We start from the raw sequence: 26,736 nt of genomic DNA, 5'->3' as shown, positions 1-26,736 counted from the left end.
CCCGGCCTCTTTTCGCCGGATACACGGATGCCCGGCGGGACGGAGTGCCCGCCGAGGCGGGGTGACGCGGTCCCTGGGGCAAGTCCGGTGACATCCGGTTCACCGGATTTGCCCTGGCATCTTGTCTTACCGCATTGTCCCGCGCCGAAGCGATGCCGCTTCGGCTGGAAATGCTCCGGATCTCCCTCCGCCGGGCGGTGTCACTTGGATGCGCGCGCGGCCTCCTCCAGTCTCCGGCGGGGCAGGCGGCCTTCTTCCGCGCCGTGCAGCAGGTAGTGCACGGCCGGATCCATTCCGGCGGCGGCGACATCCGCATGATGTTCGAGATACCAGCCCGGCTCCACGATCCCCTTGTCGATCAGCAGCTTTGCCTGTTCCGGCAGCGATGTCTTCTTCGCCAGGAACCCGTTCTTGTCGGCCGGAAGCAGGGCCTTGACCACGCGGCCGAGTTCCTCTCCCGCTGTCTTGTGCAGGCCGGCAAGCCTCTGCTGCGTCTGCAGGGCCTCGGACGCGACGGCATCGAGCTTGGCGGAAAGCTCGGCCCCCCGCCGATTGAGTTCGTTGCGCTCCGCCTTGTATTGCTGGTCGCGCTTCTGGAGCTCGCCTTCCAGCGCCTTGATCCGCAGCTCGCTCGCGGCCTGTGCATCGGCAAGCTTCGTCTCGAGCAGAGCGCGCGCAGCGCCCAGGGTTTCCAGTTCGGCCCTCAGCTCCACGATATCGTCGTTATATTTCCCGGTCAGCAGGGCGATATCCTCGATCCGGTCCTCGTGCGCGGTCCGGGCCTCGCCGAGCTGCGCCTCGAGGGCCGATTTCTCGTGGCGCAGGGCCTCGATCTCGGCCGTCCGCTCCGCAGCCTCGGCCGCGTACCGCTCGGTGAGGAGTGCGGCCTGTCTTGCCTGCTCCTCCTGCGCAATCCGATCTTCGTCGAGCTGTGCCTCGACGGCCGATTTTTCATGGCGCAGGGCCTCGATCTCGGCCATCCGCTCTGCAGCTTCGGTCGCGTGCCGTTCGGCGAGGATCGCGACCTGTCTTGCCTGCTCTTCCTGCGCGGTGCGGGTCTCGCCGAGCTGCGCCTCGATGGCCGATTTCTCGTGGCGCAGGGCCTCGATCTCGGCCATCCGCTCTACAGCCTCGGCCGCGTACCGCTCGGTGAGGAGTGCTGCCTGCCTTGCCTGCTCCTCCTGCGCGGTGCGGGTCTCGCCGAGCTGCGCCTCGATCGCTGATTTCTCGTGGCGCAGGGCCTCGATTTCGGCCGCCCGCTCCCTAGCCTCGGCCGCGTGCCGTTCGGCGAGGATCGCAGCTTGCCTTGCCTGCTCCTCCTGCGCGGCGCGGGCCTCGCCAAGCTGTGCCTCGATGGCTGATTTCTCGTGGCGCAGGGCCTCGATTTCTGCCGCCCGCTCCCTAGCCTCGGCTGCGTGCCGCTCGGCGAGGAGCGCGGCCTGTCTTGCCTGCTCCTCCTGCGCGGCGCGGGTTTCGCCGAGCTGCGCCTCGATGGCCGATTTCTCGTGGCGCAGGGCCTCGATCTCGGCCGTCCGCTCCGCGGCCTCGGCCGCGTGCCGTTCGGTGAGGATCGCAGCTTGCCTTGTCTGCTCCTCCTGCGCGGCGCGGGTTTCGCCGAGCTGCGTCTCGATGGCCGATTTCTCGTGGTGCAGGGCCTCGATTTCGGCCGTCCGCTCCGCGGCCTCGGCCGCGTGCCGTTCGGCGAGGAGCGTGGCATGCCCTTCATGCTCGGCCCGTAGCGCCCCGAGCTGTGCCTCGAGGGCGGTCTTCACAGCGCTGAAGGATTCCCGTTCGGCGCGCAGCGCGGCAAGCGTCTCCTCCTCGCGCCGCTGCATCATCTCCAGCGTGGTCTTGTGTTCCGCCTCCCGTGTCGTGGCCTGTGCCGCAAGCTCCGTGATCCGGCTTTCGAGACCTGTCTTTTCGGCGCTGAGAAGAATGGTCTGCTGGTTCTTCTCGGAAAGCAGCTGTTCCATGTCATGGAGACGCGCCACCATGTCCGCCTGTCGCGACACTTCGGCCGTTTCGGCCGCCCGGGCCGTCCTCGTCTCGGCCCGCTGTGCGTCGAGTTTCGTCTCCAGCGTCTTCAGGCTTTCCTGCGTCGTCTTCAGGGAAACGCGAAGGTTGTCTCTCTCTTTCTGGATGGTTTGCGCTCTCTGGATCGCCTCGATGCCCTGCCCCAGGCGGTTGAAGACCTGCCTTGTGACGAGATAGGCGTGCTCTCCGGGGCGTTGCGAGGCAAGAGCGACCAGCCGCTCGGCCTGCTCCTTGCCGTGGAGTATGGCTTCCACGGCGTGACCGCCTGTGGAAACGGGCCCGAACACGATCGATCGAGCCTGGCCGGGAAACAGGATTTCCCGCGCGGCCTCGTCGGAAAAGACCGTGTCGGGATTGCACAGCAGGATCACGGAGCGGTTCGACAGGCGCGGCAGCCAGCTGCTGCGGAAGCGGGCGAGCGCATCGGCGTCCAGCGCCTGATTCAGCACCAGGAGGTCGATCTCGCCGGCGAAGTGCGGGGCGACCGTCTTGATGTCGCCATGGCGCAGCTCGGAGAAATCCGAATAGCGTGCATCGTGCTGGGCGCGCATGGCCGGGGGCAGGAGCGGCTCTTCCGCCTGGATGCCCAGGCAGATCGTGCTGTCTCCGAGGCGTTCGCTCCCCTGGCAGAGGCCCATATAGATGACCCCGTCGCCGATCCCGAACTGCACGACCGTGCGCGGCCGGACGGTCTCCGTCAGCCAGAACAGGAAGGGGATCTGCCCCAGTGCCGGGGACATCGCCGGATGATGCGGCCGCCAGAACAGCGCCTGGGTGGAAAAGGGGGGCTGCAATTGCTCGTTGCGCGCCGGAAGCGGCGCCACAACCGAGGCTGCGAGTTCTGTCGCCGGGTTCGTCTGCTTGGCACGACGCGAGGTCGCTGCATTCCTGGTCATACTGGTCTCCCGCATCGTCTATCTCATCCGGACCGGATGGGACACCTGATAATCTTTTTCCACCATGCCGTGAAGCGAGACCTGGAAGAATTGCCCGATCAGCAGGCCGATGTCGCGCTGGCGCACCAGGTTCGGCTCGACATGGAACTCGGCCATGCGTCCGACCATCCGCACCGGCTTTATGATCCCTTCCAGCTGGTGATAGAGCAGGCGCACGCCGTAATCGTCGAACAGGACCCGCACCGGGCGCTCCGCCCGCAGCAGGACGGTGGCGAGACAGGCGGTGCGGAAGCGTCCGTCGATCAGCACCACGTCGGGGTGGCGGAACCAGGGCTGGTCCCAGACGCTGTTCGGATAGGCGTGGAAGTCGCGCCATTCGCGATCATCGAGCGGCCGGCCCCACGGACCGGTGTTGCCGATATCGACATGGTGGATCACGGCATGCGACAGGATGCCGGGACCGGAGAGCTTCTGGCGAAGCTCGCGTGCCCAGACCCGGTCGCTCTCGACGCTCATGATGTATTTTCCCGGCATGCGGGCGGCGACCTCGGTCGAACCGCCGGAACCGTATTCGAGGATCACCTTCGCTTCTGCATAGGCGCGGGTAAAATGCTCGACCGCCGCCTCGGGCATGAAGGGGGTGGTTGCTGCCATGTCTCGGGCCTGCTCTTGTATTTCTTATGAAGGATGGCGATCAAATCCCGTCTACCGCTCTCCTGTCGGAGATCATAGATCAATGATTATAAACCGAACAAGCTCCCAGTCAGTTCCAGAGGCATGCACGTGAAATGAGCGCACCGCTTGCCGACGCCATCAGGAATGCCTACAACACGCAGATGAAAACCTTCTTTTACCGAAAATGGCGGCTAAACACACTTAGTACTAGTCGGGATTCGAATGGATAGACGCCAGGAAGCAGGAAATTGAGTGAGGTGTCGAACCTTGGAATACCAAGAATCTAGAAAGATGAGGTGATAAAAATGGTGATGAAACGCATTATAATACTCTCTTCCTGAGGTTTTATTCAAACTTATTAGAGATTGAATGAATGATTATAATTCGGCATCCTGCGTTCCCAGACTGGAAAGTAAGCCTTCCTTTTGATTGGAATAGTGACCCATACAAAAGTAAAAACTGGCGCCATCATGTGTGCAGCTTGAGATGGCTTCGTGGCGTAAAAGATGAAAGAAAAGTTTTCTTAATACTCAAGGATTTTTATGATTTTCATGTAATTAGGAAAAGAAAAAATCCATATTACTCTGATCTTCGCGGAGATCATACCATATCTATAAGGATACAGGAGCTAATATTTAATCTTGATAGATTTATATATAGTAGAGATGTTGATTCTGAAGAACTGTGCATGGGGCTTATTAAGGAGGAATTGAATAATATTACAGATGATAAAAATTATAGAAGCGGACACAACCATGGGCTTATGATGGATATAGCTTTACTTAAATTTTATTTAAGGTTTAACTCGAGTTTTACAAATATAGATTTGCCTAATATAATTAATCGTGCGTGGTCTACCTTGAATGAAATGTTCAATAAGGATGGATATACAAGAGAACATTCCATCTCTTATCAGGTATACAACTGTGCCATATGTTGTGACCTTATTGAGGTAATGAGCTTGCTCGATAATGACCAAAATTCGGATTTTCGTAAATTTTGCGGGAAAATTGTTGAGGCAACAAAAAATATAATTAAATTTTCTACTAGAAAAAATGGAGAAATTTTTGCAATTGGCGATTCACATCGCCATCTTGATTCGAAGGACATTTTAAAGATAGAAAATCTTAGTAATAAATTGAACATTTCCAACTCTTCGTTAGAAGAATTAAACTATAATAAAACATTATCAGACATAAATAGTGAATACCTTCTTGAGTCTAGCTGTGGCTTCACCGTATATAATAACATTAAGGAAGAAATACATCTATTCTTTACATGCGGTATGTACTCTGGAAACCATAAACAGAATGATGAACTTTCATTTTGTCTTGATTTAAATGGCGACCCTGTTATTGAAGATCCGGGCTTTGCTGGATATGCTTCTTGGGACAAATTAGTTTCATTTAATTCTGAGGCTCGCCATTCTACATTTTCTCTGGCGGGGCATAGTTGGAATAGCCCTCAATATAGCGCATCGCCTGTATCTAGAATAGTATCTACAAATAATACAGGGGAAGTTCTTTGTGTTACTGGGGAGCATAAAAGAATAGCAGGGCATACACTCAGGCGCCGTATTTCTATTAATAAGAATAATAATATCATTAATATACTTGATAGCGTAATTGAGGAAAATAGCCGATTTGCCGGCCTAACTGAGCATAGATTTGTGCTTCATCCTGAAGCCGAATGGAGTGCGTTGGCGAACGGAGGGCTCATAGCGATCCATGGTAATCCTCTCGTTGAGCTAAAGATTTTAAGTGAATCGCCATATAAATGGGATGCAGAAACAATTGACTATGTTAGTCGGGACCGTAAGTCTATATTGAGTACGACTATGGTCGTTTGTCGTGTAGAGCATACATTGCAATCCTGCCGTACGGATGCTTTGTTCTGCATGGATTTGCGCCCAAAATTAGTAAAGACAGATTATCAATAGGGAGGGTTGATAATAAAATGCTTGATGGCTCTTTCCCAAATGGACGAGGAAAACACCTTTCTCGATGGCTTTCGATATTGGGTGATGAAATTGATGTGATACCGGGAGTTTATCAGCTTTGGTCTGAAGCGCAGGATGCTGTGAACCTAGGTGATGAGAGATTAATAAGAAGGTACACGAATCTTATCTATCTTTTACATAATACTGTTCTTTCACCAAAGACTCGCCTCGGCCTTGATGTGCGATTTGCATATGGTGGGATTGCTAATGTTATTCATTTGAATAGCATTATCGGCAACCGCGTGGCTTTAGGCCAGGGAATTACGTTGGGTGGGAATCCTGGATCCGTTAAGGTCTTGGATAATGGTGAGAAATTCTATGCGCCAAGAATAGCAGATCATGCTTTTATTGGAGGAGGGGCGAGGGTGTTAGGTGCTATTGAAGTCGGTCGATTTGCGGTGATCGGAGTCAATGCCGTTGTCTTACAAGACGTCCCGCCATTGACGGTGTGTGTTGGCTCTCCGGCGCGGCAGATAAGTCGAATAACGGTGGATAATTGCCTCAAATATAAGGGACTTTGGACGCATTTCCGCGATATGTCGAAGGAGGAGTTCATTTCTCTTATTCAACAGGAGGAAAAGAACTCTTATGAGTAGATATGTGATCCAGGAAAATTATTATCGTATCTTTGAATTTAATAAGTTTGTATAAGATATGAAAAATAAACTTTCAGCAAACCTTAATAGAGAGCTAGTTAACCTTGATAAGGATAGTATTGTTGAGATTGGCAGGAGGTTTGTGGAAAATAATGAATGGGAGATAAAGAATTTTCCGATTTGGAAGGTAGGGATTGACGTAGATTGGTCTGCCGATCCTTTCAAAAACCGTTCATGGACATGGAATCTACATCAATGGGCTTTCTTACCTGGACTCATTGCCTATGACCGGCGCATGGAAGTCGTTACGGGTTGTACGGCCGGGATACGCCATGCACGCCGCTGGTGGGGGTTATTTGCCGAGCAGGCTTCAGCTCCGCCGATGGCTTGGCACGATCACGGCACTGCTTTGCGAGCCCGCAATATCCTTCTCCTTATGGCGCAGCTTGAAGAGCATCATGGGCGCTATCCGGATGCAGAAGCCGACATCGCCTTTTTGCGCCGGATTGCTGTGATTCATGCTGAAACCCTTTTGCGTGAGGATTTCTACAGCGTCGGCACCAACCATGGACTGGACCAGAGCCTAGTCCTTTTCGAACTTTCGCAGGAGCTTCCCGGTTTCGACGCCGACGGCAAGGCGACCGAATGCGCTCGCCGGCGTATTGCCTATGAGATAGGTCACGCGTTTGCTCCCGATGGCGGGCATGTGGAAAACAGTACCGGTTACCAGAATTACGGGCTGGTGCAGGCGCAAATGGCCATTCAGCGGCTCTCCGCCTACGACGGAGCGAAGGTGGATGTTGGCCTTCCGGAGGAGGTGTACGACAAGGCAGCGCTTGCTCTTGCCTTCATGTCGCGTCCTGACGGTACGCTCCCCTTGATCGGCGACACGGCGTTCTTCACGGTAAGGGACATCTTCTCCGTTAAGAAGCCTGGAAAGTATTCTACCTACCTCTATGCCGTAAAGAGCGGCAAGGTGGGCACGCCTCCTGCTTCGACCGATCTGGTATTGCCCGAAAGTGGCTGGACTATCCTGCGCAGTGACTGGAAAGGCGGCGCCGATTTTGCACGCGCGGTTCACATCGTCTTCAAGTCCGGTTTCTTGAGCACATATCATCGTCACGATGACGATCTCGCCTTCTCGCTGTTCGCCTTCGGCGCGGAATGGATCATTGATGGCGGTTTGTGGAAGCATCAGCCGAAAGATCCTATGCGCATCTACCTCCGCTCGGCCGCTGCACACAGTCTTTCGGCACCTCTCGGGGTCGAAGCCTCCCGCGATCTTGACCTCGTCGGCAGCAAATCCCGCATCGTTTCTCACGAGACGGATGGACTGCGCTCCACTGTCACCGGTGAGAGCGGAATGTTTGTCGGGTTCCATTCCCAACGGCGTCTGACCTATGATCGCAGTCGCCATACGCTTCGGCTCGATGACAGCATAAGTCCTGTGGAGGACAGGGCTATGGAGATGGTGGCTTCCAGTCTCCGGGAGGGCCGCGAAACCTTTGTCACGCGCTTCCTAGTACCGGGGGACAAGAAGGTGACGATCCTCCCCGAGTTCGGTATGGCGACGATCACGGGGCGCGGCAGAACCCTGACGATCGCCATGGCCATCGTTCCCGTGCGGATGCGCCTGACCAAGGGCGTGGCGAAACCCCGCCCGTTTGGCTGGCGCTCCGTCCAGGCCGGAAAGATAGAACCTGCCTGGACGATCGAATTCTTCCATGCGATGTCGTCTCTTGATACGTCCTTTGCGCTTGAATGGGAATGACGACCGAACGGGCGTGGGAGCAGGAGATTGTCCGCCGTGCGAACGCCTTCAAGGGGCGCAGGCATCTGTTCGTCGATTTTTATCGGATCAGGCATCGCCTCGTCTGGCCGCTTCCGATCCGGGTTCTGGATCATCCGGCGGTTCCGGTTCGTGGGTTCAGCGCGGCCTATCCATGGGCGATATGGATGAGCTGGGCGCTCGAGGAGCGGATCAGTGCGCTCGGCCTTGCCGCCGAATGGAATGCGGACACCGATGCGGCCGCGGCGGCACGGATCGATCTGGAAGCGTTGTGCGATTGGCCGGGCTATCTTCACACGCGCTGTGATGCCCGTCGCGCCTATCTCGCCTTCGCGCATAGCGTGCGCACGATGTGTGTGGCGGCGAAATGGGCGTGGCCGGACGACGCGTTGCGACGCGCGCTGCATGTGGGGCTCGGTCGCGCAGTCGATGAGATGCTGCCCTGGTCGAATCGGCTTCACGGAACGTTCTCCGATCGCAAGACGCTTATTGAAGCGCCGGAACCCCACAAGCACTTGCACAACATCACCCTCATCGCCACGCTGGCCACGGCCTGCGCCGCCCGGCTTGCGGATCATCCGGCGGCAGCGAGGCTGGATCGGCGCGCGAAAATCCTCGTCGGGGCGCTACTGACTCTGCGTTGGCGCGGGGTTACCGAAACGGTCAGCTATGACGGCTACGTAATGGACTTCGTCGCCGACTGGCTGGCAGGCCTGCCCGAAGAGGAGCGCAATGTTTTCTTCGACCATCCCCGCTTCGGTGACACGCTGGTCCAATCCTATGGGCTGGCCGTACCGGGCGACCTTGTACATGTGGCGGAACTCGGCGACGTCGAGCCACGCGAGATGCCTTTCCACATTTCGGCTCAGGCAAAGCTCCAGGCGCTCAAGCCAGATCCGTTGCGCGCATGGTATCTTCAAGGATGTGACCCACGCCATCTGCGTGTCGATGCTCTTGCCGCGTTGAAACAGGCGGCGTCCGATACGGCGACGACACGGCAGCCAGTCCCACCGAATCAGACTATACTGGACGTCAACTACGCCCTCGTGTTGCGGTCGGGATGGGAGCGTGCTGACGTTGCCGTCGCCGTTGGCGCCTCGAAGTCTCCTATGGGCCATGTTCATTGCGACAACGGTAGCCTCGTGATCGGCACGCGCGGACGCTGGGTGATCGATGACGCCGGCTATCAGCAATATCTCGACACGGCCGAGCGACAATTCACCACGGGACCGCAGGCGCACAACGCACCGGTCATCAACGGTTTTGCCCAGATCAGCAAGCGGTTGACGGAACGACGCCTTGAACAGCCGGCCGACGACGTCCGGGTCGCCCATCTCGACCTGACGCCGTCATACCCGGCCGGGGCGGGTATCGGTAGGCTGGCGCGCACGGTCTGGCTTCTGGGACGGGAGCACGTGGTGGTGTGCGACCATCTCACGGCCTCCGTTCTCCAGAGCCTGCGCTACACATGGCACGGCCATCGTGACTGCGGCTGGTTGGTGGAGAACGGCGTGGCGAGCCTGCACGCCCCAGACGAGGCGGAGCCGTTGATCTTCGTCTCTTCGCCGCAGCTCGCTTTCGAAGCCAGCCAGATCACGCGTCTGCGGGGATCCCGCGGCCAGATGTCGCTGACCGTCGATATTGAGCCGGAGAAGATGCCTGCTTTTCGTGATGTCGGCCTGATTGCATGGTTGTTTTCTTTTCGAGAGGCCAGGGCGAAAATTACGTTTGACGGATCTTGTCTTTCCATCGACCACTACCGTCTAGACGCAAGCATGTTCGGCTGATTCTGAACTCAGCCATATTGCCCTCCACTCTCTGTAGTGCCGGCGGTGTCGCCGGGGAAAAGATTCGGCCCGCCGCTCGTGAAGACGACACCGTTGAGGAAGGCAGCGTAGCGCTTGCCCGTCGCCGAGCCGGTGAAGGACGCGCTGAGCGCACTGACGATGCCCAGCCGCTCGCCTTGTGCGAAGGCCGTCGCGAAATTGCGGCCGGAGACGTCGACCACGGCGTTCGACGCGCTGATTACCCCGCCTATCAGGGCGCGGTAGTGCCATCCGGCATTGCCGACTACGGCATAGCTGGCGGTCCCGGCATCGATGATGCCGTTGGTCTGGGCGAGCAGCTGCGCGGAACTGGCGCTGGCATTCAGGCCGAAGCGCATCCCGGAGCGCACCCGCACTTTTCCACCCAAGGTGGCCAGCACGGTGTTCGAGGCCGACCTGATCTCGAAGTCCCTTATCGTGATCTCCGCGCCGCCGGTGACGTGGAGCGCGTAGTTGAACGGGGCGGAACGCGCGACGACCGTGCTGGCCGGCGTGCCCGCGTTCCCGGCAAGCGTGATCGTGCCCGAGCCGACATGCGGCGCCTGGATCTGCAGGCTGCCGTCGTAGACGCCGTCGCCGAGCTGGATGGTGACGTGATGCGGCCCGAGGTCGATCGTGCCGTAAGCAATGTCGATCGCATGCTGGACGGTCTTGAAGGCGCCGGCGGCCGAATTGCTCAGCCCATCATTGCCGTTGCTGCCGTCGGTGCGGACGTAATAGATGCGGTCGGCGACAAGCCGCTCGCGCCCGCCCTGAAGGTGCGTATTGGGGAAGGAGACGGCGCCCGTCCCGCGATCGATGACGATCGCCTCGCTCCAGGTCGCGCCGTCGCCGCTCACCTTGACATGGAAATCGTCGTCGCCGGCCGTGCCCATCTCGGCGCGCCCGGAAAAGCCGGTCTGGAACAGCAGGCTCGCTGTGTCGCCGGGCGCGGCCTTGTTGATCTTGAGCCGATGGCCGGCGCCGTCATGATTGAGCAGCACGGTATCGCCGGCGATCGCCAGGCGGTTGGTTGCATCGGCGGTGGTGTTGATCCCGACCATGGCAAGGTTCTGGAACGTGCCACCGGGCGGTCCCCATTGCCCGCCGTTAAACAGCAGCAGGCTCTGCTCCTCCTCCACCCAGGCTTGCCAGCCCTCGGCGGGCTGGAAGTAAGCCCAGGCGCCGTCCTGCCAGGCGGCGACCTGGCCGTCCCGCCCCTCCCATGCGTCCTGCGCGGAAGGCCCGACGATGTGGCGGTCGCCCTCCGCGGGCGCGGGCGGCGGGACCGTCCGGACCCGGTCGGCCACTGAAAGCTGGACCAGGGCATCGAGCATGCGCAGCGCCTCGTTATGGGTGACGTGCTTCTGCGCCTGCGAGGGCATGATGTAGGGCAATGCGAGATGTGCGGTGGTTTCCATGGGTGATCTCCTTTCGGAGCCTATTGTCCCACAGGGCAGCCGGCAGTGGATAAGATCGACGGCCAAGATGGCCGACCGTCATTGCCATGCCGCCTATCGTCTTTTGATCAACGCGATCTCGCGCGCGATGGTTTGCTCGAAACCGGACTGGTTGCGCACTCTTTCGGCGGCGCCGCGGGAGAGGCGGGCGAACAGATCCGGACTGTAATAGAGTTTCTCGATCGCTGCGGCGAGGCCGAGATGATCCTCTGCCGGCGCGAGCAGGCCGCAGCTTTCGTCAACGAACTCTGGCACCGCCGCTACGGCCGAGGTGACGGGAACGAGGCCCGAAGCCATTGCTTCGTCGCGCGAGACACCCTGGCTGTCCCATCTTGTCGGATTGAGGAAGACGCCATTGCTTTTTTGCAGTGCGGCAATTTCGGTATGATTGAGAAAGCCCTGATGCAAGATGACATTGTCAAACATGCGCAACGGTGCATTCGTTTCCTTGAACAAGGCCCCATCGCCCGCCAGATGGAATGTAAGTTCCTTAAAGAAGGGGCGTTTCGACAGTTCCAAAATGGTCTGCGTCGTCAGGTCGTTCGCATATTTGAGCGAGCTGTACGATCGGATCGAGACGATCTTCTTCCGATGTTCCGAATCCTTCGGGTCGTAGCGGAATATATCACCGTCTATGTAATTATGGATGATCGAGGTCCGCTCCGGCGGAGGAGCGATGCCCACATCGTCGGTCGCCTCGCGGCGCAAGGTTTCAGACACGAAAACAAAGTGCAGATTGGCGCTCTCGGTCTGGAAGGCCTCGCGCCACAGGGCCAGATAGGAGGCGGCCCGCCGTTTCTGCTGCTCGATATCCTTGGGGTTCATATGCGGGAACTCGAAGGCGCGGCGTTGCCACGCTTGAATCTCGGCCCCATGAATCCAGATCGTGACCTTTACACGGTCCAGGTATTTCGCCAGCACCCGCCACATGCCGTGGTCCAGCAGATGCACCAGGACATGCCGGTAGCGGCCCGTCGCCAGCGTCGCGTCGAGAAGCGCCTCGTCGCCGCTGGCCACGTCGATGTTCTCGAATTCGTCGTAGCTTTTCTCGATGCCGGGATTGAGCCGGAACACATCGACCCCGACCCCGTTCTGCCGGTACGCACGGACGCGGCTATGCAGGAAGCCGTATCGGTAGAGGTCCTCGTAGGAAGGGTACTGCTTGGTCAGGACCAGCATATCCGAAGGTCCTGCCACCACCGGGGATATCGCCCTGTCCGCGCCGAAGGACATTCCGCCGATCCGCAGTGTTCCGGGACCTGCTACCCGAAAACCGAAACGAAGCCGTGTGCATTCCACCGGGATCGCCAGAGCATGGCTTCCGCCGGCTTTCAACATGGTATGGCCGAGTTTCTCGCGGCCATTCGTGTAATATTCGCAAGCCAGAGATGCACCCTGGGTGTCGCTCTCCATTTGGAAATGGATCATGCTCTGCTCGAACAGATCCAGCGTTTCGCGGTTGTAGAATTCCCTCATCCAGAGATAGGCGTGCTTGTCCCTGGCCAGCCGGGAAACCACACGCAGCTCGTCCCCCTCGACGGCGACCTTCAATTGCGCGGTACCGGTGAGCTTCGAGGCCATGTCATGGATGGTCAGCCCGGCCCTGGCCGAGGAGCGCATCCGGCGGGAGGCCGGCTTCAGCGATTCCGCGATGGAATAGAACGTATCGAGCTCTATACCCTGGAACGCGATGTCGAGATCGGCTGCCATGGCCTCGGCCTGCCCGTCGCCGGCGCCGTCGCGGCAATAGTTGAACTCGTCGACCGCCAGCAGGCGGAGCCCCGGATCCGAGATGGCGGCCGTTTCGGGAGCGTCCAGCATCTCCCGGATCGCCTCCGCCGTCAGATGCCGGCTTCGCACCAGGGCGGCCCGCATCGGCAGGGCTTGCACGAAGCCGTAGCGCTGCTCCTCCTGGCAAAGGCGTGGCTCGCCGTCGCGCAGGTCGAAATGGCATCCCTTGCCCACGGCATCCGACGTGCTGTAGCGCCGGGACAGGACGAGGTCCGTCAGATAGTTCGCCCCGTAGTGATCCCGGTCGTGGAGCAGGCCGAAGAACGCAAAGCCGTCCTTGTTGCGCAGGACATCCGCAACCAATGACTCCAGGCTGTCATGGGCAGATATCTGCGGCCCGGTGAGTTCCGGCGCGCCGCCGGGGGCCAGAAGGTAGAGCCTGTGATCCCTATGGGATTGCGCACGGGATGCAGCGGCAAGCCGGGCAACCGCATCCGCATCGTGCGCCGCGGCGAACAGGGCGACGCTTGCGTCATCCGGCTGCACCGGAGAACGGCGAACCTTGGAAAGGATGTAGGACATGCGCGCCGCGTAGCTGTGCTCCTGCATCACCTTGCGCAGGCCGAGCAGGCGGAACTTGCGATAGTGTGTATCGTCCCCGGTCAAGGCCTCCAGCGCCGTCGCCAGCTGCCCGCGATTGTCCGAGCAGAGCACGAGGTCGCCGAACATCGTGCGGACCCCGCGCGAGAAGTTGCTGACCACGACCGTGTTCGACGCCATCAGCTCGTACACGCGGCGGGCGAACATGGTTTGCGACTGCTTGATCGTGTTCATGTTGATGCCGTAGCGGTAGCCTTTATAGGCTTTGTCGATCTCCGAAAACGGCAGTTTCCCCAGGATGAGCGGCTGGTAGCGATCCGGGAACTTGTAGTCGGGATGCTCTCGGCCATGGTTGCGGTCATAGATCTCGACCGGCTTGAAGCCGCCCACCGTATCCAGGATGGTCGCCAGGTCGCGCTGGCGTTGCGGATAGCGCAGATAGTACGATCCGGCGAAATTGAACGCATCCTTGCGCTCCAGGGTCGCCAGGGGATTATGGAAGAGGGGCTGCGCCGCAAAGGGCAGGAAATAGACGTTGTCGTGCTTGAGCGCGTCCTTGTAGGACGGAACGCAGTCGATGTCCGTGGTGAAAACCAGATCGCACAGCGATGCCGTGTCCAGGAATGAATGGTAGTGGACCGGGTCCTCCTTGTTCCAGAACACGGTCGGAACGCCGTGTGACCGGCACCATTCGAGCATCTGCCGCAATTCGTCCGAAACCGTGCTGACCATCCTGGTCCAGGCGCCGTCATTGCCGTGCCAGGCCGATTCCACGAAAACGAAATCCGGCCGGAAGTTCTTGATCTGCTGGCAGGCTGTCCGCGGGTTCAGAGGCAGATAGATGCATTCCGGCGCGTAGCTTGCCGTTGTGAATTCATCCATGATGCCGGCAACGCGCGGAAGGCGGCTGCGCATCTCCTGCCGGGGAGAAGCAGCGACCAGGCGCTCCAGGGCCAGGAGCGCTTCGGCGTCGCCGGCCTCGCCATGGATCTTCCTCAGCGCCCGGGCCGCCGCGTCCACGCTATCTATATCGTGGACAAGCCTGGCTTTGCTTATAATATTCTTGAATACTTCAGCGCTTGATCTTGTTAGCGCCGCATTCTTTAGAATTTCAATTGCTGATTCCGGCCTGCCAAGTATGCCTAAGGATTCAGCCGCTGAAACAAGGCTGTCGAAAATACGGTCGTCGCCAAGATATTTTTCAGCCATTATTTCTATCTTTGGTTTTTACCTTCGTGCCGGGGCGCACCGATCCACAATCCCCGAGTATCGATGATCTTCGTTCCCCTGTCGACTGGCACCGGGATCGCCTTGAAGGCACTGTGATCAACCAGTATGACAAGGACATTACAGGATTCGATCGCCTCCGAGGGGGACGCCAGCACTGCCTTGCCGGCGAAGGCGGGCGGCAAGGCCTCGATGAACGGTTCCACCACCTCGACCTGTCCCGGATAGGCATTGGCAAGCCGCTCCGCGATGGCAAGGGCGGGGCTTTCGCGTAGATCGTCGATATCGGGCTTGAAGGCGAGGCCGAAGCAGGCGATGCGGGCGGGCTTGCCCGTCGCCGCCACGTGTTCCGCCACGGCCTGGTGCACCTTTGCCAGCACCCATTCCGGCTTGCCGTCGTTGATCTCGCGGGCAGCGCGGATGATGCGCGCCTCTTCCGGCGCCTGGCTGACGATGAACCACGGATCCACGGCGATGCAATGCCCGCCGACGCCGGGGCCCGGCTGAAGGATTTTGACCCGCGGATGCCGGTTGGCGAGCCGGATCAGCTCCCAGACGTTGATCCCGAGCCGGTCGCAGATCAGCGACAGCTCGTTGGCGAAGGCGATGTTCACGTCGCGGAAGCTGTTTTCCGTGAGCTTTGCCATTTCCGCCGTGCGGCAATCGGTCTCGATGCAGTCGCCTTCCACCACCAGCTTGTAGAGGTTGCGCGCCCGGGTGGCGCAGGCCTCGGTCATGCCCCCGATGATGCGGTCGTTGGTCACCAGCTCGGTCAGGGCATGGCCGGGCAGGATCCGCTCCGGGCAATGCGCGATCCGGATGTCGGAGGCCTCGCCGTGCGTCTGCGGGAAGGTCAGGTCCGGGCGCTCGTTCGCCAGCCATGCCGCCATCTGCTCCGTCGCGCCGACGGGGCTCGTGGATTCCAGCACCACCAGGTCGCCCGCCTTCAGCACCGGCGCGATCGAGCGGCTCGCCTTCTCGACATAGCTGAGGTCCGGATCCCGTCCGCCGCCATTTTCAAGGAAGGGCGTCGGCACGGCGATCAGAAAGGCATCGGCCGGCTCGGGGACGGTCGTTGCGCGCAGATGGCCTGCGGTGACCGTGCGCCGCAGCGCGTCTTCCAGGCCGGGCTCGACGATATGGGTCTCGCCGCGGTTGATTTTGTCGACGGCCGTGCGGTTCACGTCCAGCCCGACGACATTGATGCTCCGCAGGGCAAAGACCACCGCCGTCGGCAGCCCGATATAACCCAGCCCCACCAGGCAGACCGTGTCGAAAGCTTTGCTCATGGGTTGGCTCCGAACCTTTCCAGCGCATTCAGGATGCGCGTCACCGCCTTGCCGTCGCCATAGGGATTGTGGGCAAGGCTCATTTCGTCATAGGCCGACTGGTCGGTCAGCAGCCGCGCCGTCCAGTCGAAAATGGCATCGGTCTGCGTGCCGACCAGGCGCACCGTCCCGGCCTCCACCGCTTCGGGGCGCTCCGTTGTGTCGCGCATCACCAGGACCGGCTTGCCCAGCGAGGGGGCCTCTTCCTGGATGCCGCCCGAATCCGTGACGATGACATGCGCGCGGTTCATCAACCAGACGAAGGGCAGGTAGTCCTGCGGCTCGATCAGGTGGATGTTGGACGCACCGCCCAAGATGCGCTGCACAGGCTCGCGCACATTCGGATTGAGATGCATCGGATAAACGACGTCCACGTCGGCAAACCGCTCGGAAACACGGCGCAGGGCCTGGCAGATCCGCTCGAAGCCGCCGCCGAAGCTTTCACGGCGATGGCCGGTCACCAGCACCATGCGGCGGCCGGACGCCAGGAAGCCGAACCGCTGCGTCATGTCGGCATCCAGCGCGGCATCCGTGCGCAGGCGCTCCACCATCTGCAACAGCGCATCGACCACGGTGTTTCCCGTGACCACGATCCGTTCGTCCGGAACGTTCTCCCGCAGGAGGCTCTGGCGGGATGTCTCGGTGGGCGCGAAATGCAGCGCCGCCAGCGCGCCCGTCACCCGCCGGTTTCCCTCTTCCGGCCAGGGAGAATAGAGGTTGCCCGTCCGCAGCCCCGCTTCCACATGACCGACGGGAATGCGGGCATAATAGGATGCGAGCGTTGCGGACAGCGTGGTCGCGGTGTCGCCGTGAACCAGCACCATGTCCGGCCGCGCGGTTTCCAGGACGGATTTGAGGCCGGTGAGGATGGTCGCGGTCACGCCGTAGAGATCCTGTCCGGAGGTCATGACGTCAAGGTCGAAATCGGGGACGATTCCGAACAGGTCGACAACCTGATCAAGCATCTCCCGATGCTGCGCGGTGACGCAGACCTGGGCCTCGAACCGGGGATCGGCGGCCAGCCCCAGAACGAGCGGCGCCATCTTGATCGCCTCGGGCCGCGTTCCAAAAACAGTCATTATCCGCATACTCAACTATACCTTCGATACTATAACGATGTAATCTTCATGACAGGTCGGCAAACAACTTATGCGCTCTTCAACTCCAGGGGGGTAATTTGAGGGGAAGTTGCTCTGACAATGGAAATCAATGCGGATTTCATTGCTGTGCTCATATCAGTTCACTGCTGTGGACACAAGCAGATCAGCTGCTTCAATTGTATTGAAGGCATATATTTCACCGAACCGCAGGGCGATAGGCAAAAAATTGCACTTCCTGGTGGTGGCGAAGAACATTCTCGTCAAAGGCTCAATCCGGGCTGCGGAAACCGTGCCGGCCCTGGCTCCCGTTGCGTGATGCTCATCGCCAACGCCGCTCCGGATAGAGCGCCGTCGGGATCAGCACCGCCGGATCGGAGTGCCGGCGATCATAGGCAGGGTTGATTGCAGGGTCCTGGAAGGCTGCCGTATCGTGGATGCGCTGCAGATTGTGCTTTTCCCGCTCGAAGCGGGCCCGCCGTTCGCCGGAAAGATCCGAGCCGCGGGAAGCGGATTCGTGGTGGTAGAGGCAGGCGAAGGGTGTCCACACGACGTTGAACCCCGCCTTGTGGGCTCTCAGGCAATAGTCCACGTCGTTATAGGCGACGGCGAAGGAGGCCTCGTCCCAGGCGCCGACGGCCCGCACGCAATCGCCGGAAAGCAGCATGGCGGCGCCTGTCACGCAGGTCATCGAATTGCGCAGATGAAGCCGGTTCAGGGGGCCGCCGAAATTCCGGTTCTTGTTGAGGTACCAGTGGCCCGCCAGCCCGCCGAAGCCTGCTATGACGCCGGCATGCTGGATCCTGCCGTTCGGGTAGAGCAGCTTGGCACCCACCACGCCGGTTCCGGGGAAGGAGAGGCAGGACACCATCTCCTTCAGCCAGCCGGGCTCGATGATCTCGATGTCGTTGTTGAGGATGAGGTAGTGCTCGCCGCCGGCAAGCGAAATGCCCTTGTTGACCGCACGGGCGAAATTGAACGTTGCCGGCTCGATATGAACGGAAAAGGCCGGGAAGCGCACGGAATAGGACTTGTAGAGGTCCAGCACGCGGATGTCGGTCGTTCCGTTGTCGATGACGATGACCTCCAGGGCCGGATAATCCGTCTTCTCGAGGAGGTCGCTCAGCACGCGGGAGATGAGGTCGTAGCCGTTGCGGCTCGGAATGATGACGGAGAGCCTGGGCCAGTCCGTTGCGGCGCGGTCGAACAGGACGCGGTGCAGGGTCTCGGTGATCGCGCCCTCGACACGGACCGGCACGCCCTCGCGGGCAAAGCGGTCGGCGATGGCGGTTCGCGCCGCCTGCGTCGCCGCATCGAGGAACTTTCGGGAATAGGTGTGGCCCGTGCGCCGCCACCAATAGGCGGGATAGGGCAGGTGGAGCACCTGGTCCCGCGCGGCTCCCTCAAGATAGCGCAGCAGCAGGTCGTAGTCCTGCGAGCCGTCATAGCCCGTCCGCAGGTTGCCGATCCCGGCAAGGCGGTCCCGCCTGTAGAAGGAGAAGTGGTTGATATAGTTCACGCCGGTCAGGAGGACGGGATCGTAGGCCGGCTTCAACATTAGCCCGGTCGCCCGCAGCGCATCGTCGACGACGAGCTCGTCCGTATAGAGGAACAGCGCATCCGGATTGCGCGCGAGCGCCTCGCGGACGAGGCGCAGCGCATGGGGGGCGATGACGTCGTCGTGGTCGAGAAGCGTCACCCAGCGCCCGACCGTCTCGGCAAGGCCGGCATTCGTCGCATGCGCGATGCCGCCATTGGCCGCATTGCGAACGATCCTGATGGTGGCCTGCGGCGGCGGCTTCGCCAGCCATCGCCTTGTTTCCTGCGATGTCGAGGCATCGTCGCTGAGGATCAGTTCGGCACCCGTCTCCTTCTGCGCCAGGAAGGACTGGACGAGATCGTCCAGATAGCGCGCCGGGGCATTGTAGACGGGAACGACGATGCTGAGCCAGGGATCGTCCCCGGCCGGAAGCGCCATCGGCGGCTTAGCCTCGGCCAGGGCGTAGCAGGCATCGGCATAGCGGCCGGCAAGGTTCGCCCGGCGGCGGAACGACAGGCGCGGAACCGGCAGCTTGAGGCGCGGCAGGCGGCCGAGGTCGATCATGCCGGCCTGGTTCTCCGTGCCGGCGGCAAGGCTGCGCGCATAGGCCTGTGCTTCGGCCGCCGTCCCGAAGGCGCGGGCATGAAAGGTCAGCCGGGTCGGAAAGCTTGCCGGATCCACGCGCAGGGCGCGGATGAGGCCGTAGCGCCCGACATCCGCCTGGATCAGGAAGACGCGCCCCGGGGCGATCGCTACGGCGTCCTTTTCCCGGAAGCCGAAGCCGCGATCGACATAGATCTTCGGGTCGATGTCCTCCTCATCGCAGGCCAGCGACAGGACGAGATGGGGATTGCGGCGGATTGGCAGGACGATATGGAAGGCCGGGTCGTCACCCGTGCTTTCCCACTCATCCGGCTTTCCGCCTGCTGCCTGTTGCAGGTCGCTCTTGGCGATGATGTGCAGTGCCATGGGTCCTCAGCCTTCGAGCATGATCCGGCGCAGCATCCGCTCCATGAGGAGGCCGAGGCAGAGGGAGGTCACTCCGAAGCCGATGAGATACTCCTTGTCGAGAACCCGGTCGCTGTAGCCTTCGTAATAGGCGACTCGCATCCACTCGACCGCATGGAGAACCGGATTGAAGGAGAGGGGATAGACGAGCGATTCCGGCAGGGCGGAGGCGACGAAGAGGGTGCCCGACAGGATGTAGACCAGGATCATGGAGAGCCCGTAAAGCGTGGCGAAGAAACTGAAGAACATGGTGATGACGCCCGCGATCGATCCAACCCCGATGGCAAGCAGGAGAAGCGCCAGATAGCCATAGAAGGCTTGGAAGGGGTCCCGGGGGAAGGGGTTGTCGCCGAGTAGCAATAGGAGGGTGAAAGCGAAGAAGAGCGTCAGGAAAGCTGCGGTGATCTCCAGGAGCGCGCGGGCAGCCATGATGTCGAGGACCTTCACCACGGGAAAGGCGAGCATCGGCCGGTTCAGAGCGAGAGACAGACACATGAACCGGGAGACGTACATGAAGGTCAGTGTGGGGATAAGGCCGGTGAGGAAGAATATCCGCAGGCTGTCTCCGAACGGGGCGGTACGTCCGAACAGCGTATAGACTCCGATCAGGATCAGCATATGGGCAAGCGGCCAGAGCGAGACGATCAGGAAGCCGAGGCCGTGGTTGAAGAAGCGTGTCCGCATGTCGCGCAGCATGACGGCGGTCATGACATTGCGTTTCTCGCGCAAGGCGTCGAGGATCGGCGGCCTGCCGCTACGTGTCATGGCTATATCCGTTCTGGTGAAGCGTGAGGCCCGGGAAGCCCGGCTGCGAGGCTTCGCGCATGATCGCCATCGATGCCATCGTCGCCTCGCGCGCCCGTTGCCGGAGGAAGGGGTCGGTGGCCAGGCGGTCGATTTCCATCCGCCATGCCTCCGGCCTGGGATCGGCGAAGATTTCGCCGGGCATGGCGCATCTCCGGTAGATATCGCAGTTCGCATAGATCGCGGCGGCCTGCAGGCGGCTGACGTCGATCCGCTTCGTATCGGATCTCCTATCGTTCGTTTTGCCCGGCAGCAATGGAACGAGGGCGATATCGGCAGGTTTCGACGCGGTTTCCCGGAAATAATCCGGCCAGCGCAGGGGCGTGCGTATGTGCAGGCGCCCCGGATCGGCCGCAAGGTCGCTCCACCATCGGATGGGCGCGCCTTCCGCGATCACCTCGAACGACAGATGCGCGTGGCGCGCCAGCATGTCGGCAACGATCGGGACCAGGAACTGGTGCTCGGAGAAATGGGCGCCCGTGGCATGAAAGACCATGCGCACGGCGTCTCCCGCAGCCGGCTGGCTTCCGGTTGCGCGATAGTGCTCTCGTCCAGGCCGCGGCGCCAGGATGGAGGCGGTCAGGCCGCCTTGCGCAAGGGCTTTCGCCAGAGGCTCCGTCGAGGTCCACAGATGGGTGAGCAGGCCGTTGAGCAGGGGCAGCGGCAGGACGCCCATGCCGAAAAGATAGGCCCGGTAGTCCAGCGGCCCGTCGTTGGCGGCAACCATGGCAGCAATGTCGTCGTCGACGAAAAGACCGATGCCGGAAAGCGCGCGGCGATGGCGCCGCAGCCAGAGCAGCTGCCGCGGCTTGACGTAGCGGCACAGGATCACGAACGTCCCGTGCGGATCGAGGTCGTCGAGCCTGGCGTTAAGGGCGCGGACCTCCGCCGGTACGGCCAGCGCGCGAAGACGATCCTCGATATAATAGGAAAAGCTCGGATTGCCCGGCTTCGTCAGGACGAGAAGGCGGCGGATCCCGGTGCTGCCGCCAAAATCGCCGGCGCGCTGCGCCGCCGGCTTCGGCAGCGCCCTGTACAGTCTTTCGCGTACGGTATGGCCGAGATGCATGGCGCGGTTTCAATGGGCAATGTGGTTGCGAAGGATGCCGAGCAGGCCGAGCGTCGCGCCCCATGCGAGCAGGCTCGCTATGGCGGTCCCGATGATCCACAGCAGGCGCCTTGGATATTCCGCCTCTTCCGGCGGCCGCGGCTTCAGGAAGGTATCGAGATAGAGCAGCTGCTGCCGGCTCGTGAACTGGACCTGCTCGAAGGCCTTCACGCTCGAGGAGAACTGCTGCACGGCAAGACTTTCCGCCAGCTGGAGCTGGGAGAAGTCGAGCTGGATGTCGGCGAGGTTGGCATCCTTGGCGGTTTCGCCGGCGAGCTGCGCGCGCAGCTGTGCGACCTGGTCCTCCTTGCTGCGGATGTCCCGCAGGAGGACGCGCATCTGCGGGGCGTTCTTCGAGACGGAGACGATCTGCGAATCGTAGCGCTGCTGCAGTTTCAGCCGCTCGCCCTCGACGGTGCTGATGAGGTTGGACAGGATCTGCGAGCTGCCTTCCACCGTCAGCACGCCGCTGCGGTTGCGGGCAGCCTGAAGCTCTTCGCGGGCCTTGCGCAGCTGGACGGTCGCCGCATCGAGGTTTGCGCGGGTCGTCGCAGTAACATCGCTCCACATGCGGTCGTTGACCCGGTTGACCATGACCTCTGAGGCGGAGACGACCTTTTCGAGGATCCTGTGGGAGGTTTCCGGCGTGAAGGCCCGGACCGTCACCGTCACGATGCCGCTCGAAGGGTTGATCACGGTCGTCACCATGTCCTGCCAGTAGTCGAGGCGGTCCTCTATGGTGGCGTCCTCGGGAAGGCGGGCCCAGATGTCGATGGCCGGGTCCGAATAGATGGCCCTGAGGCCGACCTCCTCCTCCAGGAGCTCGAGCATGTCACGGCTCTCGATGTAGTTCGTGACCATCTGCGTGTCCTGCACGATCTTGGCCTTGGGAATGCCCGTGACCTTCGCCATCTGGTCCTTGCCGATGGCGGGCGTCGAGGAGCGGACGGTGAACCGGGCTTCCGTCTGGTACTGGTCGGAGGCGAGATAGCCGAAATAGACGATCGAAAGGGCGTTTGGCACGACCAGGTAGAAGATGGTGACCAGCACGATGGCGGCCGCAAAGAGCCGCTCCGACAGCTGCGGCCGCAGGCCGGCGGCCTTGTAGAGGGCGCTGCGGCTGGATGTGGAGAAACGCAGCTTGCGGGCGGTGGCCGACAGGCGCGTGGCCATGTCCTGGCTTGCCGCCAGGCTGCCCTTCCCCCGCGGGGCGTCCTCTTCGTATGTCAGTCGTTCGGTCATTTCCGTGCCTGTCCGATGCCGGTTCCTGTCAGCGGTTGAGCCGATAATAGGCTTCGATCGCCTCGTCCACCTTGTCGAAAACCACCAACCTGCCATCGACGAGCAGCATTCCCTTGTCACAATAGCTTTTAATCGTATTCATGCCATGCGATATCATGAGGATATCGGCATTCTTGCGGCGCTTTTCGAAAGCGGCACGGCATTTCTTCTGGAAGCGCGCGTCCCCGACGGCCGTGATCTCGTCGACGAGGTAGCAGTCGAATTCGATCGCCATGGAAAGGCCGAAGGCGAGCCGCGCGCTCATGCCGGAGGAATAGGTCCGCACCGGCGCGTTGATATAGTCGCCGAGCTCGGCGAAATCCTCGACGAAACCGGCGACCCGGCGCACGTCCTCCCCATAGGCACGCGCGACGAAATTCAGGTTCTCCCGCCCGGTCATGGCGGGGTGGAAACCTGCGGAGAGGCCGAGCGGCCAGGAGACCCGCAGATCCTTCCAGATCCGGCCGCTGTTAGGCAGCATCGTGCCGGCGATCATCCGCATCGTCGTCGATTTGCCCGCCCCGTTCACCCCCAGGATGCCGTAGGAATAGCCCGGCAGGAATTCGACGCTCACCCGGTCGAGGATCGTCTTGCGGTGCTGCTGGGTCCTGAAATGCTTCGAGACGTTGCGAAACCGGATCATGTGTGCCTCAGAGCCGGTGGTCTTCGATGGAGGCCCAGGCCAGCGACAGGATGGCCCAGAGGACGAACAGGAAGAAAAGCCCGACGGCGGGCGTCATGACCCGCCTCGGATAGAGCGCTTCCTCGGGCAGCATCGGCTGCACGAAGACGGTGAGGTAGAGCGCCTTGCGCATGGCCGCCGCCAGCGACATCTCGTAGTGGTGGCGCGTCGCCTCGTAGAGTTTCTCCGCAACCATCCGGTCGGTTTCGAGCCGCGCGAAGGCGTTCAGCGTATTGGCGTAGGATTCCACCTCCTTGCCGGTCATCTGGTTGCGCAGCTCCTCGATCTGGGCCTCGATGCTGCTCCTGCCGAGGACGAGCTGCCGATAGGTCGGGGAATCGATGCCGTTCGACTGCTGGATCACGAAGAGGCGGCTGTCGAGTTCGAGCTTCTGTGCCATGAGCCCGGTGAGGAGCTTGCCGGTTTGTTCGGCCTGCGCCTCGGGGCTGAGCAGGCCGGATTCCTTCTGGAAGCGGTTGAGCGCGGCCAGGGCCTCCCCGTAGGTCTTGCCGGTGCGCTCGACCTCGGCGCGGGCGCTGGCGATCATGTCGTTGCGCGAGCGCGTCGAGAGTTCGTTGATGAGCTTTTCGCTCTCCTCGAGGATGGCGTTTGCGAGCTTGATGGAGTCCTCGGGGCTGAAGGTGCGCACACGCAGGACGACGATGCCGGACGGGCCGTCGATATACGTATAGACCTGATTGTTCCAGTAGCTCAGGAACTCCTCGGCGGAATCGTCGGGATCGAATTCCGCGTAGAAGTCCGAACCGTCGCGAACGAACATCGCCTTGTAGTCGAGATAGGCGCCGATCCGCCGGAGGATTTCGGTCGAATGGATGAAGCTGGTGACCACATAGGCATCCTGGGACGCGGGCGTCATCTTGAGGATGCTGACGTTGCTCTCGTCCTCCTTCTCTTCGTCCGCCAGGGACCGGACGGCGAAGCGGGCCTCGGCGGTATACTGGTCGGCCGCCACGAAGGCATAGTACATCACGCTCGCGAGAAACGGCACGAGCACGATCAGGCTGAAGACGATGAGGCGCCAGGGCGTTCGGCCGCCGGCTTTCGGCATGGCCTGCGGCCGGTCCTGCGTGCGGGAATATTCGACGGTCTCCACCCTTGACGAGGGCGCCGGCGTGATCGCGCCCTGCTGCTCGGCGACCATGTCGTCGATGACCGGTCCTGCTCTCGAAAGCTCGTCAATCTTGGTCTTTGTCATGGGAACCTGCCGTCATTCGGCGCTGAAGGCATGCGAGGCGGCGGCCTCGCGCACATAGTGATGCAAAATCAGGTCGGTTTCCAGCAGGCTCTCCGCCATGGGCAGGCGCCGGAGCCGGGCGGCGATCGCATCGAGGATGGAATGCCGGCTCACGGAAGGAATGTCCTCCAGGGGCAGGCCCATCAGCTCGGCGAGCGCGTTTTCGAAATGCAGCGGCGCGCCGTCCTGGCCGACCACGGCAAAGCGCGACAGGAGATCGATCGCAGGCGCGACATCCCGGCGCGATACCGGCTGGTCCTGCGTGGAACGGACGAGCTGGCGGGTGGCGGGCGAGACGAAGACGTCGCGTATCCTGGGGCCTGCCGTCTGCAGGGCCTTCTTGAGCGAGCGCTCGTCGTCGAGGGCGACCTCCGCGAAATGCGCGGCGGCGGACGCCAGCGCGAGCCGGTCGCGTTCGCCGAGGATGGTGATCTGCGACTGGGAAAGCCGCTTGAGCAGGGCGAGCCGGCTGGCCATTTCATAATAGGGATCAGGCAGATAGCCGACCACCTGGAAGCCCTTGTCGAAGAACTCCTCGAAATTGCGCAAATGAAGCCGGCCGCTCAGATAGATCGAATCGACGGCATTGAGGTGGAAGGCCTGCAGGGCGGTCTCCTGGCCGAAGCGCTCCATGCCCGTCAGATCGTACTGGAAGTGCTTGCCGCAATGATGGTCGAGCTTCAACAGCGGCAGCATCTGGAATTCCATGCGGAAGACCTTCAGGGGAATCTGGTGCCGCGCCCCGGGGCGGCGATAGACGAGGATGCCGCTCCTGGCATCGCGGATCTCCAGCAGCCGGCGGGCCGCAAGCCCCGGCAATATCGTGTCGTCGAGGCGGAAACCGACGAGGCCGGTCTCGTGGCGCCCCGACTGGACGACGGCCGGGCGCGGCTCGGCGCATTTCATCCGCAGGAGCTCCCCCTCCTCGCCGAGAACGCGGATGGCGGGCTGGTCCGAGAAACCATCCGGGATGAGGTATCCTTCAAGGACATCGCCATGGTCGAATTCGAGGTTGAACAGCAAAGCGTCTTCCCATTTCACCAGCTGGCCGCCGATCGCGGTTACTTTCGTGCAAAAACGGAGAAGCAGGGGCCCCCACCATGCGCCAGTTCTTCTGCCTGAACCTCGATCGTCCTATAGCCTACCCGCTGGAGCAGGGACAAGATGTCGTCGCGGTGCATCCAGTAATGCCGGTCCTTCATGCCGCCGCAGAAGGAGGCGTTCGTGTTGGCGTGCTGGTAGCTGCGCTCGTAGTAGCGGACCGAAAGGCCCGCGACGGTCCGCGTCTCCACGCGGCCGCTGAAAGGGTTCCGCCGCGGGTCGCCGCGCGGCATCGCCTCGTCGTGGAAGAAATGGGTCCAGATGAAGACGGCCTGCGCCCTGCGCGAGAGCTGCAGCAGGAAGTTCGCCGGGTCCGGCAGGTGGTAGAGCACGCCGGAGGCGAGCGCGAAATCGTAGACGGTGTCCACCTTCTCCAGCCAGGGCTGGATATTGCCGAGATAGAACCGCGCCCGATCGAGCTGCAGGATCTCCTTGGTCACAAGGCAGCGCAGGAAGCACAGGCGGTTGGCCTCGATCGCGTCGATGCGCGCCGGGCGCTCCTGGTTGAGCATGTAGGTATGCATGCCCTCGAGCGGGCCGATCTCCAGGACGACCTTGCCTTCGAGCGAGCCATAGGCCCGCATCGCCTCGACGATCCGGCCGTCCGCATGAAGCGGGTGGTTTCCCGCCGAAAGGGCATCACTTCCGGGAAACGACGAATTCCAGCCGGGCAGGGCGTTGATGGCGTTCTGATGCGCCGGCATGCTCATTTCGTACTGG

The 26,736-nt window shown here is 61.1% G+C and carries 18 protein-coding genes; 4 read left to right on the top strand and 14 right to left on the bottom strand.

Translation table 11 applies throughout. The annotated features are described in order from the left end of the window. Nucleotides 1-200: 200 nt before the first annotated feature. A complete protein-coding gene (locus tag MUU56_RS29495) occupies nucleotides 201-2,930 on the bottom strand; it encodes a class I SAM-dependent methyltransferase (RefSeq protein WP_245081820.1) in 2,730 nt (909 codons plus the stop codon). Nucleotides 2,931-2,948: 18 nt separating this feature from the next. Continuing rightward, nucleotides 2,949-3,584, bottom strand: coding sequence for a hypothetical protein (locus tag MUU56_RS29490; protein ID WP_245081810.1), 636 nt, complete (start codon nucleotides 3,582-3,584; stop codon nucleotides 2,949-2,951). Nucleotides 3,585-3,978: 394 nt separating this feature from the next. Between MUU56_RS29490 and MUU56_RS29485 the strand changes: the two genes are divergently transcribed. From MUU56_RS29485 to MUU56_RS29470, 4 genes are read left to right on the top strand one after another with little or no spacing between them, the layout of a single operon-like run. Further along, nucleotides 3,979-5,544: a heparinase II/III domain-containing protein gene (locus MUU56_RS29485; protein ID WP_245081808.1), complete on the top strand. Its 1,566-nt coding sequence runs from the start codon at nucleotides 3,979-3,981 to the stop codon at nucleotides 5,542-5,544. 17 nt (nucleotides 5,545-5,561) lie between these two features. Next, entirely contained in the window at nucleotides 5,562-6,200 is a 639-nt protein-coding gene (locus MUU56_RS29480; protein WP_245081797.1) for a hypothetical protein, read from the top strand. Nucleotides 6,201-6,258: 58 nt separating this feature from the next. Next, nucleotides 6,259-7,971 carry a heparinase II/III domain-containing protein gene (locus MUU56_RS29475; protein WP_245081793.1) on the top strand — a complete coding sequence of 571 codons (1,713 nt, stop codon included), beginning with the start codon at nucleotides 6,259-6,261 and terminating at the stop codon, nucleotides 7,969-7,971. Continuing rightward, nucleotides 7,968-9,776 (top strand): heparinase II/III domain-containing protein, encoded by a 1,809-nt coding sequence (locus tag MUU56_RS29470; protein WP_245081791.1) that lies wholly within the window; start codon nucleotides 7,968-7,970, stop codon nucleotides 9,774-9,776. Before MUU56_RS29475 ends, MUU56_RS29470 begins: the two co-directional genes overlap by 4 nt. Before the next feature lie 8 nt (nucleotides 9,777-9,784). Here MUU56_RS29470 and MUU56_RS29465 read toward each other — a convergent pair whose 3' ends face one another. The 12 genes from MUU56_RS29465 to MUU56_RS29410 form a co-directional block, all read right to left on the bottom strand. Further along, a complete protein-coding gene (locus MUU56_RS29465; protein ID WP_245081789.1) occupies nucleotides 9,785-11,215 on the bottom strand; it encodes a DUF2793 domain-containing protein in 1,431 nt (476 codons plus the stop codon). Between the two features lie 93 nt (nucleotides 11,216-11,308). After that, on the bottom strand, nucleotides 11,309-14,794 hold the full coding sequence (locus tag MUU56_RS29460) for a glycosyltransferase (RefSeq protein ID WP_245081788.1): 3,486 nt from the start codon (nucleotides 14,792-14,794) through the stop codon (nucleotides 11,309-11,311). Between the two features lie 5 nt (nucleotides 14,795-14,799). Then, nucleotides 14,800-16,101, bottom strand: coding sequence for a UDP-N-acetyl-D-mannosamine dehydrogenase (gene wecC, locus MUU56_RS29455; protein WP_245081787.1), 1,302 nt, complete (start codon nucleotides 16,099-16,101; stop codon nucleotides 14,800-14,802). Then, on the bottom strand, nucleotides 16,098-17,219 hold the full coding sequence (gene wecB, locus MUU56_RS29450) for a non-hydrolyzing UDP-N-acetylglucosamine 2-epimerase (RefSeq protein ID WP_317633329.1): 1,122 nt from the start codon (nucleotides 17,217-17,219) through the stop codon (nucleotides 16,098-16,100). The genes wecC and wecB overlap by 4 nt, the downstream gene beginning before the upstream one ends. 340 nt (nucleotides 17,220-17,559) lie before the next feature. Next, entirely contained in the window at nucleotides 17,560-19,746 is a 2,187-nt protein-coding gene (locus tag MUU56_RS29445; RefSeq protein ID WP_245081786.1) for a glycosyltransferase family 2 protein, read from the bottom strand. Between the two features lie 6 nt (nucleotides 19,747-19,752). After that, nucleotides 19,753-20,550, bottom strand: a complete 798-nt coding sequence (locus tag MUU56_RS29440; protein ID WP_245081785.1) for an ABC transporter permease — start codon at nucleotides 20,548-20,550, stop codon at nucleotides 19,753-19,755. After that, complete coding sequence (locus MUU56_RS29435) at nucleotides 20,540-21,658, bottom strand: hypothetical protein (protein ID WP_245081783.1); 1,119 nt, start codon at nucleotides 21,656-21,658, stop codon at nucleotides 20,540-20,542. Before MUU56_RS29435 ends, MUU56_RS29440 begins: the two co-directional genes overlap by 11 nt. A gap of 9 nt (nucleotides 21,659-21,667) precedes the next feature. Then, nucleotides 21,668-22,939 (bottom strand): KpsE/RkpR family capsule polysaccharide export protein, encoded by a 1,272-nt coding sequence (locus MUU56_RS29430; protein WP_245081780.1) that lies wholly within the window; start codon nucleotides 22,937-22,939, stop codon nucleotides 21,668-21,670. Between the two features lie 28 nt (nucleotides 22,940-22,967). After that, on the bottom strand, nucleotides 22,968-23,621 hold the full coding sequence (locus MUU56_RS29425) for an ABC transporter ATP-binding protein (protein ID WP_244770838.1): 654 nt from the start codon (nucleotides 23,619-23,621) through the stop codon (nucleotides 22,968-22,970). Nucleotides 23,622-23,628: 7 nt separating this feature from the next. After that, complete coding sequence (locus MUU56_RS29420; RefSeq protein ID WP_244770837.1) at nucleotides 23,629-24,876, bottom strand: KpsE/RkpR family capsule polysaccharide export protein; 1,248 nt, start codon at nucleotides 24,874-24,876, stop codon at nucleotides 23,629-23,631. A 12-nt stretch (nucleotides 24,877-24,888) separates the two neighbouring features. Next, nucleotides 24,889-25,956: a hypothetical protein gene (locus tag MUU56_RS29415; protein WP_244770836.1), complete on the bottom strand. Its 1,068-nt coding sequence runs from the start codon at nucleotides 25,954-25,956 to the stop codon at nucleotides 24,889-24,891. A 20-nt stretch (nucleotides 25,957-25,976) separates the two neighbouring features. Further along, nucleotides 25,977-26,720, bottom strand: a complete 744-nt coding sequence (locus MUU56_RS29410; RefSeq protein ID WP_244770835.1) for a class I SAM-dependent methyltransferase — start codon at nucleotides 26,718-26,720, stop codon at nucleotides 25,977-25,979. Nucleotides 26,721-26,736: the final 16 nt, after the last annotated feature.

It is taken from the genome of Shinella yambaruensis (assembly GCF_022899355.1).
Classification (GTDB): Bacteria; Pseudomonadota; Alphaproteobacteria; order Rhizobiales; family Rhizobiaceae; genus Shinella; species Shinella yambaruensis.
The sequence above is the reverse complement of the archived record's forward strand: the minus strand, read 5'-3'. Positions and strand labels throughout refer to the sequence as shown.